The organism is Klebsiella pneumoniae complex sp. WS1778 (assembly GCF_049472055.1).
Classification (GTDB): Bacteria; Pseudomonadota; Gammaproteobacteria; order Enterobacterales; family Enterobacteriaceae; genus Klebsiella; species Klebsiella quasipneumoniae.
Genome location: NZ_JBKGTJ010000003.1, coordinates 208,305 through 227,879, shown reverse-complemented (window position 1 = coordinate 227,879; position 19,575 = coordinate 208,305). Strand labels below are relative to the sequence as shown.

Sequence of the window (19,575 nt, the reverse complement as noted above, 5' to 3'; positions counted from 1 at the left end):
GACGCGCATCGCCTGTCCGTCGGACAGGCGATGCGTTAAACGTAAGGCAACGTAAAGATCCCCCGCTTAGCGCCCCTCTTCGCTTCATTTTCCACCACTCATCCTCTATCCTGAGCGTTAACACACGCCATACCACTGGGTCCTGGAAGACAAATATGAAACGGACAAAAAATATTAATCATTCGTCGTTCCGCAAAAGCTGGAGCGCACGCCACCTGACGCCGGTCGCCCTGGCCGTCACCGCGGTCTTTATGCTTGCCGGTTGTGAAAAAAGCGACGAAACGGTCTCGCTGTACCAGAACGCCGATGACTGCTCCGCCGCCAACCCGGGCAAAGCAGCCGAATGCACCACGGCCTACACCAACGCGGTGAAAGAGGCAGAGCGCACCGCGCCGAAATATGCCACCCGCGAAGACTGCGTCGCCGAGTTTGGCGAAGGTCAGTGCCAGCAAACGCCTGCCCAGGCGGGCGTCGCCCCGGAAAACCAGGCCCAGGCGCAAAGCAGCGGCAGCTTCTGGATGCCGCTGATGGCCGGTTACATGATGGGCCGCCTGATGGGCGGCGGCATGGCGCAACAGCAGCCGCTGTTCAGCTCCAAAAACCCTGCCAGCCCAGCCTACGGTCAGTACACTGACGCCAGCGGTAAGAGCTATGGCGCCGCCCAACCGGGCCGCACCATGAACGTGCCGAAAACCGCGATGGCGCCGAAACCGGCAACCACCACGACCGTCACCCGCGGGGGCTTCGGCGAGTCGGTGGCGAAGCAGTCGACTATGCAGCGTAGCGCCGCAGGCTCAACCTCTTCTTCTCGCTCAATGGGCGGCTAAGCAACATGGAAAGAGTCAGCATTACCGAGCGCCCGGACTGGCGCGAGAAAGCGACCGAATACGGCTTCAACTTCCACACCATGTACGGCGAGCCCTACTGGAGCGAAGAGGCTTATTACAAGCTGAGCCTCGCCCAGGTGGAAAAGCTGGAGGAGGTCACCGCCGAGCTGCATCAGATGTGTCTTCAGGTGGTGGAAAAAGTGATCGCCAGCGATGAGCTGATGGCCAAATTCCGCATCCCTAAACACACCTGGGGCTTTGTGCGCCAGTCGTGGAAAACCAACCAGCCGTCACTTTACTCACGTCTCGACCTGGCCTGGGATGGCGTCGGCGAGCCGAAGCTGCTGGAGAACAATGCCGACACGCCGACCTCGCTGTATGAAGCGGCCTTCTTCCAGTGGATCTGGCTGGAAGACCAGCTCAACGCCGGCAAGCTGCCGGCGGGCAGCGACCAGTTCAATAGCCTGCAGGAGAAGCTGATCGATCGCTTCGGTGAGCTGCGCGAGCAGTTTGGCTTCCAGCTGCTGCATATGGCCTGCTGCCGCGATACCGTTGAAGATCGCGGCACCGTGCAATATCTGCAGGACTGCGCCGCCGAGGCGGGGCTGGCGACGGAATTCCTCTACATCGAAGATATTGGACTGGGTGAAAAAGGCCAGTTTACCGATCTCCAGGATCAGGTGATTGGCAACCTGTTCAAGCTCTATCCGTGGGAGTTTATGCTGCGGGAGATGTTCTCCACCAAGCTGGAAGACGCCGGCGTTCGCTGGCTGGAGCCGGCGTGGAAGAGCATCATCTCCAACAAAGCGCTGCTGCCGATGCTGTGGGAAATGTTCCCCAATCACCCGAATCTGCTGGCGGCTTACTTCAGCGAAGATGCCCATCCGGAGATGGAGAAGTACGTCATTAAGCCGATCTTCTCCCGCGAAGGCGCCAACGTGTCGATCGTTGAACAGGGCAAGGTGGTGGAGTCGGTGGAAGGTCCGTATGGGGAAGAAGGCACTATCGTGCAGGAATTTTACCCGCTGCCGAAGTTTGGTGACAGCTACACGCTGATTGGCAGCTGGCTCATCAACGATCAGCCCGCCGGGATCGGCATTCGTGAAGACCGGGCGCTGATTACCCAGGATCTGTCGCGTTTCTATCCGCACATTTTCGTCGAATAATGTCGCGCTCCGGCGACGATACCGCCGCCGGAGCTCAATTTTTATCAGGCGCCAACCACCACCGACAGCATACTCAGCGAACCCATCTCGATGCCATCGACCGGGGTCGAAATCGCCTCAACGCCATCCCATGCCCCCAGCACGTATAACAGCGGCAGGAAATGCTCCGCCGTGGGGTTGGAGAGCGAGCCCCCTTCGTGTGCCAGGTAGTTAACCAGCGGGTGCTGATCGTCCGGGCCCTGCCACTGCAGATTCGCCTTCACGTAGTTGTTGAAGGACTCCGCCCACGGATACGGCGTGTTCTCGCCATGCCAGCGGGCGGTACGCAGGTTATGCACCACGTTGCCGCTGGCCACCAGCATAATCCCTTCATCACGCAGCGAGGCCAGCTTTCGCCCCATTTCGAGATGCCAGGCCGGCGGTTTGGTGCTGTCGATGCTCAGCTGAACCATCGGGATATCCGCCTGCGGATACATCTTGATCAGCACGCCCCACGAGCCATGGTCAAATCCCCAGGCTTCTTTATCGAGAGTGACCGGCACCGGCGAGAGCAGCTCCACCAGCCGTTGCGCCAGCGCCGGGGAGCCCGGCGCCGGGTAATGGGTGTCATACAGCGCCTGCGGGAAACCGCCAAAGTCGTGAATGGTCTTCGGGGCCTCCATCGCCGTCACGCCCGTACCGCGCGTGAACCAGTGCGCAGAGACCACCACGATCGCTTTCGGACGCGGCAGGGTTTCGCCCAGGTGAGCCCAGGCGCGGGTATAGCGGTTGTCTTCCAGCACGTTCATTGGGCTGCCATGGCCGAGAAACAACGCGGGCATTCGGGTACGGGACATGATGATATCCTTAGGGTGTCAATGTGATGTGCTCACATTACGCGCTTTTGCGCCAGGATAAACTCAGATAACCATGATGATGATCGTCAGAAAATTTGAATGTAATTCGCGGTAAAGGGAGCTGTCCCGTACGCGCATCCTCAGGCAATATACTCCTATGCACTTATTTTCGCAGGGAGAGAAGCGATGTCATCACCCTTAATATTGACGCTGTTAGCCGGTAGCGCAACCTTTATAGGCGCCATTTTCGGCGTGATTGGCCAGAAACCCTCTAACCGCCTGCTGGGCTTCTCCCTCGGCTTTGCCGCCGGGATCATGCTGTTGATTTCGTTGATGGAAATGCTGCCTGCCGCGCTGGCCGCCGAGGACATGTCGCCGCTGCTCGGCTACGGAATGTTTGTTTTCGGCCTGCTGGGCTACTTTGGTCTCGATCGCCTGCTGCCGCATGCCCACCCGCAGGATTTGATGACCCCCGCCGCGCCGCGCCCGCGCAATTTACGCCGCACCGCCACTCTGCTGACGTTGGGTATCAGCCTGCATAACTTTCCGGAAGGGATCGCCACCTATGTCACGGCCAGCAACAACCTCGAGCTTGGCATGGGAGTGGCGCTTGCCGTCGCCCTGCACAATATTCCTGAAGGACTGGCCGTTGCCGGGCCGGTATATGCCGCCACCGGATCGCGCAGTAAGGCGGTGCTCTGGGCCGGTCTTTCCGGCATGGCGGAGATTTTGGGCGGCGTGCTGGCGTGGCTGATTCTGGGTAGCCTGGTCTCGCCGATGGTCATGGGCGCGATCATGGCCGCCGTCGCCGGGATTATGGTGGCGCTGTCGGTCGATGAACTGATGCCGCTGGCGAAAGAGATCGATCCGCAAAGCAACCCGAGCTATGGCGTTCTATGCGGGATGTCGGTGATGGGGCTGAGTCTGGTGGTGCTCCAGACGATGGGCATCGGTTAAGGCACAGAAACAAAACAGCCCACTAATAAGCGGGCTGTTTTCACTGGCGTTGTCAGCCGCTGATTAGCTGGCTTTACGCTCATGTTCGCGACGATAGGCCACCAGATCTTCAATCGTGACCACCGCCATATTGTGCTGCTGAGCGAACGCGATGCACTCCGGCGCGCGCGCCATGGTGCCATCGTCATTGGTCAGCTCGCACAGCACGCCTGCCGGTTTGAAGCCAGCGAGGGTCACGAGGTCAATAGTGGCTTCGGTATGGCCGCCGCGGGTCAGTACGCCGCCCGGCTGCGCCCGCAGCGGGAAAACGTGGCCAGGACGGTTGAGATCGGAAGGTTTCGCGCCGTCGGCAATCGCCGCGCGGACGGTGGTCACGCGGTCAGCAGCGGAAACGCCGGTGGTCACGCCTTCCGCCGCTTCGATGGTTACGGTAAAGCCGGTGCCGTAGGCGCTGGTGTTGTTCTCCACCATCATCGGCAGATCCAGCTGTTTGCGGCGATCTTCGGTCAGGCACAGGCACACAATGCCGCTGCCGTGACGAATGGTCAGCGCCATCTGCTCTACGGTCATGGTTTCGGCGGCGAAGATCATATCGCCTTCGTTTTCACGGTCTTCATCGTCAAGCACCATCACGCCGCGGCCTTCGCGCAGGGCGTCCAAAGCGTGTTCCACACGTTCAAAAGCGGTACCAAAAGAAGAAAGGAGCGTCTGATTCATGGTAAAAAAACCTCATTAAAATTATGGTTACCAGAATCAGGGCAGTCTTAGGAGCGCCGGTTTAGCGGCAAAAGTCAACGCGAGCGGGCCTGGGCCCGACTGTGCCGTTACTCTCTCCCATCCGGACTTTAACCGTCGGCCCCGGAATTACACCGGATCTGCTGACCTTCCCGTAGTCACGGGAAGCGCTCGCGGGCTTTCAACGCCATGGTTGATTTACCGCCGGTGGGGAATTTCGCCCCGCCCTGAGAATAAGCGAGATAACTATAACGCTATTGACTATCCTCGGCAATGCATAAGCTTCAAACATTTCTGGTTTATAGGCGGCCTGGTTCGCACTACAATGATCAATCATCCGACCCGAGCAGGAAACCACCATGATTGACCCGAAAAAAATTGAACAAATCGCCCGCCAGGTCCATGAGTCGATGCCAAAAGGACTTCGCGATCTGGGTGAGGATGTTGAAAAGAAAATCCGCCAGGCGCTGCAGTCGCAGCTGACCCGTCTGGACCTGGTCAGCCGCGAAGAGTTTGACGTGCAGACTCAGGTTCTGCTGCGGACCCGCGAAAAACTGGCGCTGCTGGAACAGCGCCTGAATGACCTCGAAAACCGCCCGGCGACGACGCCTGACAGCGAAGAGCAGCAGTAAAAAAACGGGCCCTCAGGGGCCCGTTTGCGTTGGCTTAGTGTGCGGCTTCCGCCGGGCTGTTCACCTGACGACAGTACAGTTCATAGCGCTGGCAAAACCATTCACGATGTTCTTCATCCATATTGCCGACAATGGCCTGAAGATCAACTGGCTGGCCCTGGGCGTGCATTCTGGCGAAACTCCGTGCCAAAAAATCAAAATTCTTCATTGAATACATGTCGTTATGGTTCATGCGCATACTCCTTCAGCGGTGGATGTTCTGATCAGTCATATGCCTTTTACTCACTTCAGTATTTACGCTTACCTTAACGCCATCTGTACGAAAAATGCGCTTAATATGATTATTTATTGCGCCAAATCATTTTCCACATCATTAAATAAAAACGGCCCGCGATATCGCTATCGCAGGCCGTGATGCCGCACCGTTATGGCGGGGGAATAACGAAACGGTTATTTTTCGCTATCTTTTTGTATTTTCTTAATAATGTTGGTGGTTGAGCAACCATCTTCAAAGTTGAGCACCAGCACTTCGCCACCGTTCGCCCAGACCTCTTCACTGCCGGCGATCTGCTCCGGTTTGTAGTCGCCGCCTTTCACCAGCAGATCCGGCAGGATCCCGGCAATCAGGCGCTGCGGTGTATCTTCTTCGAAGGAGACCACCCAGTCGACCGCCTCCAGCGCCCCCAGCACGATCATCCGCTGCTCCAGCGGGTTTACCGGGCGGGTTTCGCCTTTCAGTCGTTTGGTGGAGGCATCGCTGTTGACCGCCACGATCAGACGGTCGCCCAGTTTGCGCGCATTCGCCAGATAGGAGACATGGCCGGCGTGCAGAATGTCGAAGACGCCGTTGGTCATCACCACTTTCTCGCCGCGCTTGCGCGCCGCCGCAACCGCCTGTTTGAGTTCTTCTTCGCTCATCACGCCAAAGCCGGTCTCAGCCCGGCCGCGGACCGCGTTTTCCAGCTCGACAGGGGAAACGGTGGATGTACCCAGCTTACCGACCACCACGCCCGCCGCGGCGTTAGCGAAATAGCAGGCCTCTTCCAGGGTGTTGCCGGACGCCAGGGTCGCCGCCAGCACGCCAATCACCGTGTCGCCGGCGCCGGTGACATCGTACACTTCCTGAGCCTGGGTCGGCATATGCAGCGGCGGACGCCCCGGCTGCAGCAGCGTCATCCCCTGCTCAGAGCGCGTCACCAGCAGCGCTGACAGTTCGAATTCGGCGATAAGCTTCATGCCGCGCTCAACGATCTCCGCTTCGTCCTGGCACTTGCCCACCACCGCTTCAAACTCAGAGAGGTTCGGGGTGAGCAGCGTCGCGCCGCGATAGCGTTCGAAATCGGTGCCTTTCGGATCGATCAGTACCGGCACGCCTGCTTCACGGGCGAGCTTGATCATCGTCTGGACGCTGGTCAGCGCCCCTTTGGCGTAATCCGAGAGAACCAGCGCGCCAATGGCGCCCAGCGCCTGCTGAATGCGCTCGTGCATCGGCTGCGGATCAACGCCGGAGAAGCCCTCTTCAAAGTCGAGGCGGATCAGCTGCTGGTTGCGCGACAGCACCCGCAGCTTGGTGATGGTCGGGTGAGTCGGGACGGAGACGAAGTCGCACTTCACATTGACGTTGGCCAGCGCCTGGCTCAGCGCGCGAGCGGCGTCATCAATCCCGGTCAATCCCACCAGGCGCGACGTTGCCCCCAGGGAGGCGATGTTCATCGCTACGTTTGCCGCGCCGCCAGGACGTTCTTCGATATTTTCCACCTTCACCACCGGCACCGGGGCTTCCGGGGAAATACGACTGGTGGGGCCGTACCAGTAGCGGTCCAGCATCACATCACCCACCACCAACACTCCTGCACGTTCAAACTCCGGCAGCGTTACTTTCATGACTCTCTCCTGCGAGACGCAAACTTTGCGCGCGATAATAGCACACCCGATTTTATAGTTAAGCCATCAGCCACTTCTGCCAGCTGGCGCTGACCTGCTCACGTTCCCGGCTGAATGCCTCCGGCGCCACGTGTCCCGGCAGCTCCTGCAGGGCCAGGTGATGGAGCGCATCACGCAAGGTGGTGTACGCGTGCGTTAAAGCTCGCGCTTCCTCCTCGTCCATGATGTCGTTCTGCGCCAGCAGCTCGAGAATACGCACGTTATCAGACCAGCGGGTCAGCTTTGGCTTGTCGCTGGCATAGCGTAGGACCAGATACTGGGTAATAAATTCAATATCCGTGATCCCACCGGCATCGGCTTTGATATCAAAACGATCGGCATGTTTGTTGCCAAGGTGGGCGCGCATCTTCTCGCGCATCTCGCGAACCTCGGTCTGCAGGGTCGCGCCATCCCGCACGGTGGTCAGAATATCGCGCCGAATGGCGTCAAATCGCGCCTGCAGCGCCGGGTCGCCATAGACCACGCGAGCGCGCACCAGCGCCTGATGCTCCCATGTCCAGGCTTCGTTCTGCTGATAGTCGGCAAACGCGTCAGCGGTGGTGACCAGCATCCCCGCCGCGCCGGAAGGGCGCAGCCGGGCGTCAACCTCGTAGAGAATACCGGACGAAGTGCGGGTGCTGAACAGATGCATGATCCGCTGAGCCAGCCGCAGGTAGAACTGACGGCCGTCGATCTCCCGCTCGCCGTCGGTCATCACCTCCGGCGGGCAGTCATGGAGGAACACCAGGTCGAGATCGGAACTGTAGCCCAGCTCCCAGCCGCCGAGCTTGCCGTAGCCGACGACGGCGAAGCCGCGCCCCTGGCGATCGTGCAGATGGGTCGGCTGGCCGTAGCGGGCCACCATCTGTCCCCATGCCTGCTGCACCACCGCGTCGAGGATGGCTTCGGCAAGCCAGGTTAAGTGATCGCTAACCTTCATCACCGGTAGCGTGCCAGCGATATCCGCCGCGGCGATATGCAGCAGCTGCGCCTGCTTGAACTGGCGCAATGCCTCCAGCTGCTGCTCTTCATCCTCTTCCGGCACCCGCAGCAGATACTGACGCAGCTCATCGCGATAGGCATCGGTCGCCGTCGGCTGATAGAGGGTGTTGGGATCCAGCAGCTCATCAAGCAGCAGGGGGTGGCGCGCCAGCTGGCTGGCGACCATCGGCGACGCGGCGCAGAGCGTAATCAGGTGCTTCAGCGCGCCGGGGAATTCGCTCAGCAGTTCAAGATAGGTGGTGCGAGTGACGATCCCGGTCAACAGCGGCGTGATCCGCGCCAGAGGCAGCGGCGCATCGGCGCGCGAGCAGATTTCGCTCAGCAGATGCGGCATCAGTTGATCCAGCACCTGGCGGCCGCGCGGGCCGATGGTGCGCCGATCCAGCTCTTTACGGAAATCGGCAATCAGCGCCAGCACGCTGCGGCGGTCGGCGTCGTTTAAATGCGCCAGCGCCGGGCTGGCGTCATCTTCTTCCAGCGCATCCTGCCACAGCTCGCGCCAGTACTCGGCGAGCTGCTCATCCGGCGACTGAGCCTCATCATCGCCGATCAGCTCATTAAACACCCGCCGCACGCTGGCCATATGGCTCGCCAGCTGCGCACTCAGCGTCTCCCAGTCATCGGTATGCATCCCCCACGCCAGCCTGGCGCGGTTCAGTTCATCCTGCGGCAGAGTCTGGGTCTGCTCATCGTTGATGCTCTGCAGCAGATTTTCCAGCCGGCGCAGGAACAGATAGGCCGCGCGCAGCAGCGCCGCGTCGCCTTCCGGCAGCAGATGCAGCTCATCAATCGCCGCCAGCGTCGGCAGCAGCGCCCGCTGCTGCAGCGCAGGTTCGCGACCGCCGCGGATCAGCTGAAAGACCTGCACGATAAATTCAATTTCACGGATCCCGCCGGCGCCGAGCTTGATGTTGTCTTTCAGCCCGCGACGCCGCACTTCGCGAGCGATCATCCCTTTCATGTTACGCAGCGACTGGATCACGCTGAAGTCGATATAGCGGCGGAAGACGAAGGGGCGAAGCATCGCGCGCAGCTCGCTGGCGTAGGCGTCGTCGTTATCGCCCATGATCCGCGCTTTCACCATCGCGTAGCGTTCCCAGTCCCGGCCTTGCTCCTGGTAATAATCCTCCAGCGCCGCAAAGCTGAGCACCAGCGGCCCGCTGTCGCCAAACGGTCGCAGGCGCATGTCCACCCGATAGACAAAGCCGTCCTGCGTCGGCTGGTCGAGCGCCTTGATCAGCCGCTGTCCCAGGCGGGTAAAGAACTGGGCGTTATCCAGCTCGCGGCGGCCGCCGCGGGTGGCGCCATGCTCAGGCCAGGCAAAAATCAGATCGATATCGGAAGAGAAGTTCAGCTCGCCGCCGCCCAGCTTTCCCATCCCGAGGATCAGCAGCGGCTGCGGCTGACCCTCGGCGTTGCAGGGCGTTCCCCACTCCTTACAGCAGGCGGCATACAGCCAGTCGCGAGCGGCGACAATCAGGGTCTCTGCCAGGACGCTCAGCTGCTGCAGCGTCTCTTCTTCGTTTACCAGCGACAGCGCCTGCGCCCAGGCAATGCGGACCATCATCTGGCGGCGGAAAAGACGCAGCTCTCGCATCAACCCCGCTTCGTCAGCCACCGCTTGCAGGCGATCCTGCAGCCAGGTCTCGTAATGCCGCCACTCTTCCGCCTCCGGCGAGGAGTCCGCAAGCTCGTTCAGCCAGCCTGGCTGGGCGATCACACTCTGTTCGACAAAATCACTGAACGCCATCACCGACCGGGCCTGCGGGCTCAGTTCGGCGACGGGAAAATCCGCTGGCAGGCGGTCAGCGACCGTCTGCCAGTGCTGCTGTAACTGCGAAGAAAGCGGCATCATAGGGCTCCCTGGCCTGTAATTATCGTTTTCCACTATGCAGCCAGAACGGCTCGGCAGCCAGCGCCTGGCGACGGAAATATTCAAAGACGCTGCGGTCGTCATGCTCTATCGCACGCTGAAGCTCCTGCCAGTTCTCCAGCCACGGCGCGACGGCGTCGCCATAGGCGCCCGCCAGCAGCTGGACGCTGTCGATATCGCGGGACAGCTTCGGCAACTGGTCGGCGGCATCTTCAACCGCCAGATGCTGCACGGCGCTGCGCAGCTCGGCCGCCACCCGCGAGAGGTTAATATCGGCAAACCGTTTGAACGATCCGGCTATTTTTTTCTCTCCCGCCTCGTTGAGGAACGGACGCCAGCCGCGCTGGACCAGCCATTCGGTCAGCGCCAGTTTGGCGGCGACGACCTCGGTGCAGAATAACGCCTCCTCGGCGGTGTCCGCGGCCAGCAGCGCGGCTTCGGCGTCGTTCAGCAAGGCGCGGAGGTGGGTGGTCGCCTTCCGCGGCACGATGCCGCCGAACAGCACGAGGGCATGGCGCACGCGGGCCAACGCCAGCAGGATTTCCGCTTTAGCTTTCGCGTTGCCGCGCAGCCAGACCTCATCGTGATACAGCCAGTGCGCCAGGGCGCTCTCCAGCGCCGCCTCCAGCCCCTGCTCCACGCTGGCCTTCGCCGCCACCGGCAGCACCGCCAGCCGGGCCACCGGGCGCTCATTGTTGCCTTGCGCCAGATGATACCCGCGCGCGGCTTTGCTCAGGCTCCCCTGACGCAGGACGCCGCTCTCCAGCAAACGATGCGCGAAGCGCAGCAGATCGGCGGTCTCCCCGGCGAGCAACTCCAGCTCCAGCTCGCAGATCGGCTCCTGATGCTCGCCCGCCTTCACTTCGCCGCGATCGAGGGCAATCTCAATCTCACTCTTTCCTTCCTGGATCACCCAGCGTTCACGGGCAAAGTCGGTGCTGAACAGCGGCTGGACATGCTCCGCCAGCGCGGCCGGAAGTTCTCCTTGCGGCCAGACCTCCGCCGGCAGGCGCTCAAGCGCCAGCTCCGGTTTATCCAGGGGAATATTGTATTCCGGGCGCTGGTGCAGGCCGCCCACCACCCGACCGGCGATTTTCAGCGTCATTTCATAACGGCCCTGATCGCCGCGGATGCGCAGCCCCATGTCGTGACGACGCAGCCAGTTATCGGCGGTTTCGTAATAAATGTTCAGCAACTGGCCCGCGGGCGTATGTTTCGCCTCGAGCGCATTGAGCTGCTCGCGCAGCGTCTCTACCCCATCCTGAGCGACGATAAACTTAAGTTCGATTTCTTGAGCCATGACTGAATTCTTCCGCTTCTGTGCTGCGCCGACAAATTGCGGCGAACTTACGACGATATTTTTTGTCAGTAGATAGTATTTTGCGGCGAATCGCCATGCAACGCGCTTTTTGCCGGGCCACCTCCTGGATGATTCCGATTGTGGCGGAAAACTTTGCGTCGCTCTGGCGATGCCTCTACTATCGTTCCACTTTTTATGACCAAACGATGACCTGATGCCAAAATTACGCCTGATTACTTTTACTTTGCTCGCGCTTAGCGCCGCCACGGCGGTTCACGCAGAAGAAAAGCGCTACGTTTCCGATGAGCTGAACACCTGGGTTCGCAGCGGCCCGGGCGATAATTATCGTCTGGTCGGCACCATCAACGCCGGGGAAGAAGTGGCGGTGCTGCAAACCAACGACAGCACCAGTTACGCGCAGATCCGCGACGCCAATGGGCGTACTGCCTGGATCCCGCTGAAAGAGCTGAGCAACGAGCCCAGCCTGCGCACCCGCGTCCCGGATCTGGAAAACCAGGTCAAAACGCTGACCGATAAGCTGAATAATATCGACGCCACCTGGAACCAGCGCACGGCGGATATGCAGAAGAAAGTCGCCGGCAGCGACAGCGTGATCAACGCGCTGAAAGACGAGAACCAAAAGTTGAAAAATGAGCTGGTTGTCGCGCAGAAGAAGGTGAATGCGGCGAATCTGCAGCTTGATGACAAACAGCGCACCATTATCATGCAGTGGTTTATGTACGGCGGCGGCGTGTTGGGCGTCGGTCTGCTGCTGGGTCTGGTGCTGCCGCATCTGGTGCCAAGCCGCAAACGTAAAGACCGGTGGATGAACTAATTCGTCTTCTCTGCCAGACTTACGTATCATCTTGCAAAAAACAGATACGGGAGAATCAGGCGTGAAGAGTTATCTGGTCGGCGGTGCGGTGCGCGACGCGCTGTTAGGACTGCCGGTCAAAGACCGAGACTGGGTGGTGGTGGGCGCCACCCCGCAACAGATGCTTGACGCGGGCTATCAGCAGGTAGGCCGCGACTTTCCCGTGTTCCTTCATCCGCAAAGCCGGGAAGAGTATGCCCTGGCCCGCACCGAGCGCAAATCCGGCGCAGGCTATACCGGTTTTACCTGCTATGCCGCCCCGGACGTCACCCTCGAAGCGGATCTGCTGCGCCGTGACCTGACGGTCAACGCCCTCGCCCAGGACGCCGACGGCGCAATTATCGACCCCTACGGCGGACAAAACGATCTCCGCCAGCGTCTGCTGCGCCATGTCTCCCCCGCCTTTAGCGAAGATCCGCTGCGCGTGCTGCGCGTGGCGCGCTTTGCCGCCCGCTATGCCCATCTCGGTTTTCGCATTGCCGAAGAGACCCAGACCCTGATGGCCGCCATGGTTGAGGCCGGCGAACTGGCCCATTTAACGCCGGAGCGGGTGTGGAAAGAGACGGAAAGCGCGTTGACCACCCGCAACCCGCAGGTCTTTTTTCAGACGCTGCGCGACTGCCAGGCCCTCAAGGTGCTGTTCCCGGAGATTGACGCCCTGTACGGTGTGCCGGCCCCAGCCAAATGGCACCCGGAAATCGACACCGGCCTGCACACCCTGATGACCGTCACGATGGCCGCGATGCTGTCGCCGGACGTCGATGTGCGCTTCGCCACCCTATGCCATGACCTCGGCAAAGGGCTGACGCCGAAAGCGCTCTGGCCGCGTCACCACGGCCATGGCCCGGCGGGAGTCAAGCTGGTGGAACAGCTCTGCGCGCGTCTGCGGGTGCCGAACGATATCCGCGATCTCGCGAAACTGGTGGCGGAGTATCATGATCTGATCCACACCCTGCCGATCCTGCAGCCGAAAACCCTCGTCAAACTCTTCGACAGCATTGACGCCTGGCGTAAACCGCAGCGCGTGCAGCAGATCGCCCTCACCAGCGAAGCCGACGTTCGCGGGCGCACCGGTTTCGAGGCTAGCGATTATCCGCAGGGGCGCCTGCTATTAGAGGCCTGGGAAGTGGCGCGGTCGGTCTCCACCAAAGAGGTGGTGGCGGCGGGGTTTAAAGGGGCGGAAATTCGCGAGGAGCTGACGCGGCGGAGAATTGCGGCGGTGGCGCAGTGGAAGGAACAGCGTTGCCCCCAGCCGCAAGGCTGAGGGCGCAGGCCTTAGAAGAAGACCACGTAAACCGCTGCCGCGACGATAAAGCGGTAGATAGCGAACGGAATGAACGAGATCCGTTTGATCAGCTGCAGGAAGGTTTTAATCGCAATCAGCGCCACGATAAACGCCATCACGAAGCCGACGGCAAACATCGGGACATCGCCCATGTTGAGGAAGCCGATGCTCTTGTAGACGTCCAGCACCGTGGCGCCCATCATCATCGGTACCGCCAGCAGGAATGAGAATTCCGACGCCGCGTAGCGGCTGACGCCCATCAGCATGCCGCCGGAGATGGTCGCCCCTGAGCGGGAGAAGCCCGGCCACAGCGCCAGGCACTGGAAGCAGCCGATAACGAACGCCTGACGATAGGTCATATCGTCAATCCCGACCGCGCGCGGCTGTTTCGGCTTCAGCACTTCCGCCGCAATTAACAGCACACCGCCGACAATCAGGGCGTACATCACGTTTACCGGGTTAAACAAAGACTTAATGGTGTCGTGGAAAATAAGCCCCATCACCACCGCGGGGATCATGCCGAGAAGGATATGGATAAGCGACAAGCGACCGCTGCCTTTACCTTCGTGCTCCGGCGGCCTGCCGAAATGGATGCCGATCAGGCCGAACAGGCGACGCCAGAACATGACCACCACGGCGAGTATCGAGCCTAGCTGAATAACCACTTCAAAGGTATTTGCCGTATCACCTTCAAACCCCAGCAGGTGACCAACAATAATCATATGACCGGTACTGGAAACAGGTAAAAACTCTGTCAACCCCTCAACCACACCCAATATTGCCGCCACCAGCAGCGAGTGTATATCGCTCATCCAATTAAACCCTTTAAAAAAGTAAAATGAAAAAAACCAGGAACACGGTATCGTTCAACAGGCACAACCCGACTGCCAGAGGGCGCACAATCCGCAGCATACACGGCGTACACAAGGATTCGCCTGCCGTTCTGGTAGAAGATCGCCAGTAAAATTGCCTGATGACCGGATGCTATGACCGGTATAAACGCAATTTGTTTAACAAGTATGACCTGAAAAGTTTTGTTTCAGATTAAGGCCACGTTCAATAATCACCCCGACGTTTGCCGCGCGAGCCACGGCGCCAGGTTTGCTGACTTTAATGCGCACCCATGGCGACTGGAATGTCTCCAGCAGCAGGTCGGCCACCTCTTCCGCCACCCGCTCCACTAACGCGAATTTTCCCCCCTCAACATGCGCGATGACGCGCTCGCTGATATCAGCATAGCTGAGGCAATCGCTGACATCATCGCTGGCGGCCGCTTTGCGGTTATCCCATGCAATTTCGATATCGAACACCAGCTTCTGCTCAATGGTTTGTTCCCAGTCATAAACACCAATGGTGGTGATTACCGAAAGTTGCTCTATAAATACAATATCCATCACGCCCTGCCTGCTTTTTAGCTAAACCGGATACCACTTCCGGCGAATTATGCGTATTATCCACAGATGCAGAGAATACAACGACATTTTCAAAACGGAACAGCGTTATGAGTGCAATCGCGCCTGGACTGGTACTCCTCGCCTACCTCTGCGGCTCCATTTCCAGCGCCATTCTGGTATGTCGCCTTGCTGGCCTGCCCGACCCACGCGACAGCGGCTCAGGCAACCCCGGGGCCACTAACGTACTACGAATTGGCGGAAAAGGGGCGGCCGTAGCGGTACTTATTTTTGATGTGCTGAAGGGCATGCTGCCGGTATGGGGCGCCTGGGCGCTGGGCCTGACGCCGTTCTGGCTGGGTTTAGTGGCGATTGCCGCCTGCGTGGGCCATATCTGGCCAGTTTTCTTTCATTTCCGCGGCGGTAAAGGCGTCGCCACGGCCTTCGGCGCTATCGCCCCCATCGGCCTCGACCTGACCGGCGTGATGGCCGGGACCTGGCTGCTGACCATCCTGCTCAGCGGTTACTCTTCCCTTGGCGCTATCGTCAGCGCGCTGATCGCTCCGTTCTACGTCTGGTGGTTTAAACCGCAGTACACCTTCCCGGTGTCGATGCTCTCCTGCCTGATCCTCCTGCGCCATCACGACAACATTCAGCGTCTGTGGCGCCGCCAGGAGAGCAAAATCTGGACGCGTGTGAAGAAGAAAAAAACGCCAGAAGAGAAGTAATCTCCCCTCCCGGCCCCGCCAGCCGGAGGGATCCCCGCTTCTATTTACCTGTCTCACCCGCCTTTTCGCCTTACGTCGTCATGATTGGCGATCTTCACCACATCCCTCTTTTGTAACAATGCGTTAGCGGTGACCCACAGCAAAAATCACGCCAGCGACCAGCGGCGCGGCGTTCCCCCCGCTGGCGCCTTTTCCGCCGCGGCCAGGCAGCGGATCAGGATATTGACGGCAATGATTATCCGGGTGAATAATCCGGAGCGGTTATGCCGCTTTCCCCTTGCGCCCAATGCGACGCTGCGGGTAACAGATGACATAAGCGTTTCGTATGACCGGGATAATCTCCCGCCGATCAATACTCATTGCTGCTGTTTTATCTTGATTTTGCAGGGGCGCAACATTGCACGGCACCGTGTTACCACCACTCAAAAAAGGCTGGCAGGCCACGCTGGATCTGCGCTTTCAGCAGGCCGGCGGCAAGACCGTTCTCGCCAGCGCCCAACACGTCGGCCCGCTGACCGTCCAGCGCCCGTTTTACCCGGAAGAAGAGACCTGTCACCTCTATCTGCTTCACCCCCCCGGCGGCATCGTCGGCGGTGATGAACTGACGATTAGCGCCCACCTTGATCCCGGCTGCCATACCCTGATCACCATGCCTGGCGCCAGCAAGTTTTACCGCAGCAGCGGCGCGCAAGCGCTTTTGCGCCAGCAGTTGACCCTCGCCCCGCAGGCGACCCTGGAGTGGCTCCCGCAGGATGCCATCTTCTTTCCCGGGGCGAACGCCCGGCTGTCCACCGCCTTTCACCTGTGTGCCTCCAGCACCCTGCTGGCCTGGGATCTGCTCTGCCTTGGCCGCCCGGTGATCGGCGAAACCTTCAGCCACGGCACCCTCAGCAACCGGCTGGAGGTATGGGTGGACGATGAGCCGCTGCTGGTCGAGCGCCTGCACCTGCAGGAGGGAGAGCTCTCCAGCATCGCTGGACGTCCCTGGGTCGGCACGCTGCTGTGCTATCCGGCAACCGATGCCCTGCTCGACGGGGTGCGCGACGCGCTGGCGCCGCTCGGCCTCTACGCCGGCGCCAGCCTGACCGACCACCTACTGACGGTGCGCTTCCTCAGTGACGATAATCTGATTTGCCAGCAGGTGATGCGCGACGTCTGGCAGTTTCTGCGTCCTCATCTCACCGGCAAGTCCCCCGTACTCCCCCGAATCTGGCTGACTTAAGAGAACGTTATGGAACTGACCCCCCGAGAAAAAGACAAGCTGTTGCTGTTTACCGCCGCGCTGGTGGCGGAACGCCGCCTGGCCCGCGGCCTGAAGCTCAACTATCCGGAATCCGTGGCCCTGATCAGCGCCTTTATTATGGAAGGCGCCCGCGACGGCAAAAGCGTGGCCTCGCTAATGGAGGAAGGTCGTCACGTCCTGACCCGCGAGCAGGTGATGGAAGGCGTCCCGGAAATGATCCCGGATATCCAGGTCGAAGCCACCTTCCCGGACGGCTCGAAGCTGGTCACCGTTCACAACCCGATTATCTGAGGCAGCGCCATGATCCCTGGTGAATATCACGTTAAGCCCGGCCAGATAGCCCTCAACACCGGCCGGGCGACCTGTCGCGTGGTCGTTGAAAACCACGGCGATCGGCCGATTCAGGTCGGTTCGCACTACCATTTCGCCGAGGTCAACCCGGCGCTGAAGTTCGACCGTCAGCAGGCCACCGGCTATCGCCTGAATATCCCGGCCGGCACGGCGGTACGCTTTGAACCTGGCCAGAAACGCGAGATTGAGCTGGTGGCCTTCGCCGGTCACCGCGCCGTCTTCGGCTTCCGCAGCGAAGTCATGGGCCCACTGGAGGCAAACGATGAGTAATATTTCACGCCAGGCCTATGCCGACATGTTCGGCCCCACCGTCGGCGATAAGGTGCGCCTGGCCGACACCGAGCTGTGGATCGAGGTGGAGGACGATTTGACCACCTACGGGGAAGAGGTCAAATTCGGCGGCGGCAAAGTGATCCGCGACGGGATGGGCCAGGGACAGATGCTGGCCGCCGACTGTGTTGACCTGGTGCTCACCAACGCGCTGATCGTCGATCACTGGGGCATCGTTAAGGCCGATATCGGCGTGAAGGACGGCCGGATCTTCGCCATCGGCAAAGCCGGCAACCCCGACATCCAGCCCAACGTCACCATCCCCATCGGCGCCGCGACGGAAGTGATTGCCGCCGAAGGAAAAATCGTCACCGCCGGCGGGATCGATACCCATATTCACTGGATCTGTCCGCAGCAGGCGGAAGAGGCGCTGGTCTCCGGCGTGACCACCATGGTCGGCGGCGGCACCGGCCCGGCGGCGGGTACCCATGCCACCACCTGCACCCCGGGGCCTTGGTATATCTCACGCATGCTGCAGGCGGCCGACAGCCTGCCGGTTAATGTCGGCCTGTTGGGCAAGGGCAACGTTTCTCAGCCGGACGCTCTACGCGAGCAGGTGGCGGCGGGCGTTATTGGCCTGAAGATCCATGAGGACTGGGGCGCCACCCCGGCGGCGATCGACTGCGCATTAACCGTCGCCGATGAGATGGATATTCAGGTCGCCCTGCACAGCGACACCCTCAATGAGTCCGGTTTTGTGGAAGATACCCTCGCCGCCATCGGCGGGCGCACCATCCACACCTTCCATACCGAAGGGGCCGGCGGCGGCCATGCGCCGGACATCATCACCGCCTGCGCCCACCCGAACATTTTGCCGTCCTCCACCAACCCAACGCTGCCCTACACCCTCAACACCATCGACGAACATCTCGATATGCTGATGGTCTGCCACCATCTGGACCCGGACATCGCCGAGGACGTGGCCTTTGCCGAGTCGCGCATTCGCCGGGAAACCATCGCCGCAGAAGACGTGCTGCACGACCTTGGCGCCTTCTCGCTCACCTCCTCCGATTCGCAGGCCATGGGCCGCGTCGGAGAAGTGGTTCTCCGCACCTGGCAGGTGGCGCACCGCATGAAGGTGCAGCGCGGCGCGCTGGCGGAGGAGACCGGGGATAACGACAACTTCCGCGTGAAGCGCTACATCGCCAAATACACCATCAACCCGGCGCTGACCCACGGCATCGCGCACGAAGTCGGCTCCATTGAGGTGGGTAAGCTGGCGGACCTGGTGGTCTGGTCGCCTGCCTTCTTCGGCGTGAAACCGGCCACCGTGATCAAGGGCGGCATGATCGCCATCGCGCCGATGGGCGATATCAATGCCTCTATTCCGACCCCGCAGCCGGTACACTACCGTCCGATGTTTGGCGCGCTGGGCAGCGCCCGCCATCACTGCCGCCTCACCTTCCTGTCGCAGGCAGCGGCGGACCATGGCGTAGCCGAGCGGCTGAACCTGCGCAGCGCGATTGCCGTGGTGAAAGGCTGCCGCACGGTGCAGAAAGCCGACATGGTGCACAACAGCCTGCAGCCTAACATCACCGTCGACGCGCAGACCTATGAGGTGCGGGTGGATGGCGAACTCATCACCAGCGAGCCGGCAGAGGTTCTGCCGATGGCGCAACGTTATTTTCTGTTTTAAGGAGTGCGGATGCTTTATTTAACTCAACGTCTGGAGACCCCCGCCGCCGCGACCGCCAGCGTTACGCTGCCGATTGATGTTCGCGTCAAAAGCCGGGTAAAAGTCACCCTCAACGATGGCCGGGAAGCCGGTCTGCTGCTGCCCCGCGGCCTGCTGCTGCGCGGCGGCGATGTGCTGAGTAACGAAGACGGCACCGAATTTGTGCAGGTGATTGCCGCTGATGAAGGGGTGTCGGTGGTGCGCTGCGACGACCCGTTTATGCTGGCGAAGGCCTGCTATCACCTCGGCAACCGTCACGTACCGCTGCAGATTATGCCAGGCGAGCTGCGCTACCATCACGATCACGTGCTGGACGATATGCTGCGCCAGTTCGGCCTGACGGTGACCTTTGGCCAGCTGCCGTTCGAGCCGGAAGCCGGCGCTTACGCCAGCGAAAGCCACGGTCATCATCATGCTCATCATGACCACCACGCTCACAGCCACTAG

General features: G+C 60.5%; 21 protein-coding genes, 2 pseudogenes and 1 riboswitch. Of the genes and pseudogenes, 14 read left to right on the top strand and 9 right to left on the bottom strand.

What is annotated here, in order from left to right:
* Positions 1-155 precede the first annotated feature (155 nt).
* Entirely contained in the window at positions 156-827 is a 672-nt protein-coding gene (locus ACLEXF_RS15625) for a DUF1190 family protein (RefSeq protein ID WP_002916849.1), read from the top strand.
* 5 nt (positions 828-832) lie between these two features.
* Positions 833-1,993 (top strand): glutathionylspermidine synthase family protein, encoded by a 1,161-nt coding sequence (locus ACLEXF_RS15620; protein WP_017899748.1) that lies wholly within the window; start codon positions 833-835, stop codon positions 1,991-1,993.
* 44 nt (positions 1,994-2,037) lie between these two features.
* Here the strand turns inward: ACLEXF_RS15620 and ygiD are convergent, their stop codons facing one another.
* Positions 2,038-2,829, bottom strand: a complete 792-nt coding sequence (gene ygiD, locus ACLEXF_RS15615) for a 4,5-DOPA dioxygenase extradiol (RefSeq protein ID WP_004205244.1) — start codon at positions 2,827-2,829, stop codon at positions 2,038-2,040.
* Positions 2,830-3,015: 186 nt separating this feature from the next.
* On the opposite strand from ygiD, the gene zupT reads away from it, so the two are divergent.
* The gene (gene zupT, locus ACLEXF_RS15610; protein WP_214455745.1) at positions 3,016-3,786 is read left to right on the top strand and encodes a zinc transporter ZupT; all 771 of its coding nucleotides are present in this window, start codon (positions 3,016-3,018) and stop codon (positions 3,784-3,786) included.
* A gap of 63 nt (positions 3,787-3,849) precedes the next feature.
* Here zupT and ribB read toward each other — a convergent pair whose 3' ends face one another.
* Positions 3,850-4,503, bottom strand: a complete 654-nt coding sequence (gene ribB, locus ACLEXF_RS15605; RefSeq protein ID WP_017899745.1) for a 3,4-dihydroxy-2-butanone-4-phosphate synthase — start codon at positions 4,501-4,503, stop codon at positions 3,850-3,852.
* A 105-nt stretch (positions 4,504-4,608) separates the two neighbouring features.
* A riboswitch (FMN riboswitch) is annotated at positions 4,609-4,760 on the bottom strand.
* 120 nt (positions 4,761-4,880) lie between these two features.
* Here ribB and ubiK point away from each other — a divergent pair.
* Entirely contained in the window at positions 4,881-5,153 is a 273-nt protein-coding gene (ubiK, locus tag ACLEXF_RS15600) for a ubiquinone biosynthesis accessory factor UbiK (protein WP_048295602.1), read from the top strand.
* Positions 5,154-5,187: 34 nt separating this feature from the next.
* On the opposite strand, the gene glgS is transcribed toward ubiK, so the two are convergent.
* Positions 5,188-5,385, bottom strand: a complete 198-nt coding sequence (gene glgS, locus ACLEXF_RS15595; protein WP_004205248.1) for a cell surface composition regulator GlgS — start codon at positions 5,383-5,385, stop codon at positions 5,188-5,190.
* Here glgS and ACLEXF_RS15590 point away from each other — a divergent pair.
* Positions 5,377-5,523 (top strand): annotated as a pseudogene (locus ACLEXF_RS15590) (hypothetical protein); the annotation flags it as partial. The gene glgS and the pseudogene ACLEXF_RS15590 sit on opposite strands and share 9 nt — an antisense overlap.
* Before the next feature lie 80 nt (positions 5,524-5,603).
* Here the strand turns inward: ACLEXF_RS15590 and hldE are convergent.
* The 3 genes from hldE to ACLEXF_RS15575 are packed head-to-tail and all read right to left on the bottom strand — an operon-like array spanning position 5,604 to position 11,251.
* A complete protein-coding gene (hldE, locus tag ACLEXF_RS15585) occupies positions 5,604-7,037 on the bottom strand; it encodes a bifunctional D-glycero-beta-D-manno-heptose-7-phosphate kinase/D-glycero-beta-D-manno-heptose 1-phosphate adenylyltransferase HldE (RefSeq protein WP_064187774.1) in 1,434 nt (477 codons plus the stop codon).
* Between the two features lie 58 nt (positions 7,038-7,095).
* Positions 7,096-9,933, bottom strand: coding sequence for a bifunctional [glutamate--ammonia ligase]-adenylyl-L-tyrosine phosphorylase/[glutamate--ammonia-ligase] adenylyltransferase (gene glnE / locus ACLEXF_RS15580; protein ID WP_177951915.1), 2,838 nt, complete (start codon positions 9,931-9,933; stop codon positions 7,096-7,098).
* 19 nt (positions 9,934-9,952) lie between these two features.
* Positions 9,953-11,251: an inorganic triphosphatase gene (locus tag ACLEXF_RS15575; RefSeq protein ID WP_407259588.1), complete on the bottom strand. Its 1,299-nt coding sequence runs from the start codon at positions 11,249-11,251 to the stop codon at positions 9,953-9,955.
* Between the two features lie 214 nt (positions 11,252-11,465).
* On the opposite strand from ACLEXF_RS15575, the gene ACLEXF_RS15570 reads away from it, so the two are divergent.
* Positions 11,466-12,086, top strand: a complete 621-nt coding sequence (locus ACLEXF_RS15570) for a TIGR04211 family SH3 domain-containing protein (RefSeq protein ID WP_004205252.1) — start codon at positions 11,466-11,468, stop codon at positions 12,084-12,086.
* Positions 12,087-12,147: 61 nt separating this feature from the next.
* Entirely contained in the window at positions 12,148-13,389 is a 1,242-nt protein-coding gene (locus ACLEXF_RS15565; protein WP_017899740.1) for a multifunctional CCA addition/repair protein, read from the top strand.
* Between the two features lie 11 nt (positions 13,390-13,400).
* Here ACLEXF_RS15565 and bacA read toward each other — a convergent pair whose 3' ends face one another.
* Both bacA and folB read right to left on the bottom strand, forming a co-directional pair.
* Positions 13,401-14,222 (bottom strand): undecaprenyl-diphosphate phosphatase, encoded by an 822-nt coding sequence (gene bacA / locus ACLEXF_RS15560; protein WP_004205255.1) that lies wholly within the window; start codon positions 14,220-14,222, stop codon positions 13,401-13,403.
* A 198-nt stretch (positions 14,223-14,420) separates the two neighbouring features.
* Complete coding sequence (gene folB / locus ACLEXF_RS15555; RefSeq protein ID WP_004150923.1) at positions 14,421-14,804, bottom strand: bifunctional dihydroneopterin aldolase/7,8-dihydroneopterin epimerase; 384 nt, start codon at positions 14,802-14,804, stop codon at positions 14,421-14,423.
* 107 nt (positions 14,805-14,911) lie between these two features.
* Between folB and plsY the strand changes: the two genes are divergently transcribed.
* Positions 14,912-15,529 (top strand): glycerol-3-phosphate 1-O-acyltransferase PlsY, encoded by a 618-nt coding sequence (plsY, locus tag ACLEXF_RS15550; protein ID WP_004205257.1) that lies wholly within the window; start codon positions 14,912-14,914, stop codon positions 15,527-15,529.
* Positions 15,530-15,678: 149 nt separating this feature from the next.
* Positions 15,679-15,780 (top strand): annotated as a pseudogene (locus ACLEXF_RS15545) (hypothetical protein); the annotation flags it as partial.
* A gap of 10 nt (positions 15,781-15,790) precedes the next feature.
* Here ACLEXF_RS15545 and ACLEXF_RS15540 read toward each other — a convergent pair.
* Entirely contained in the window at positions 15,791-15,937 is a 147-nt protein-coding gene (locus tag ACLEXF_RS15540) for a hypothetical protein (protein WP_032447021.1), read from the bottom strand.
* On the opposite strand from ACLEXF_RS15540, the gene ACLEXF_RS15535 reads away from it, so the two are divergent.
* From ACLEXF_RS15535 to ureE, 5 genes are read left to right on the top strand one after another with little or no spacing between them, the layout of a single operon-like run.
* Complete coding sequence (locus tag ACLEXF_RS15535; protein ID WP_250689814.1) at positions 15,927-16,751, top strand: urease accessory protein UreD; 825 nt, start codon at positions 15,927-15,929, stop codon at positions 16,749-16,751. The two genes, ACLEXF_RS15540 and ACLEXF_RS15535, sit on opposite strands and share 11 nt — an antisense overlap.
* 9 nt (positions 16,752-16,760) lie before the next feature.
* Positions 16,761-17,063 carry an urease subunit gamma gene (locus ACLEXF_RS15530; RefSeq protein ID WP_002916871.1) on the top strand — a complete coding sequence of 101 codons (303 nt, stop codon included), beginning with the start codon at positions 16,761-16,763 and terminating at the stop codon, positions 17,061-17,063.
* 9 nt (positions 17,064-17,072) lie between these two features.
* On the top strand, positions 17,073-17,393 hold the full coding sequence (locus ACLEXF_RS15525) for an urease subunit beta (protein WP_064183227.1): 321 nt from the start codon (positions 17,073-17,075) through the stop codon (positions 17,391-17,393).
* Positions 17,386-19,089, top strand: coding sequence for an urease subunit alpha (ureC, locus tag ACLEXF_RS15520; protein ID WP_004205260.1), 1,704 nt, complete (start codon positions 17,386-17,388; stop codon positions 19,087-19,089). Before ACLEXF_RS15525 ends, ureC begins: the two co-directional genes overlap by 8 nt.
* A 9-nt stretch (positions 19,090-19,098) precedes the next feature.
* Positions 19,099-19,575 (top strand): urease accessory protein UreE, encoded by a 477-nt coding sequence (ureE, locus tag ACLEXF_RS15515; RefSeq protein ID WP_017899736.1) that lies wholly within the window; start codon positions 19,099-19,101, stop codon positions 19,573-19,575.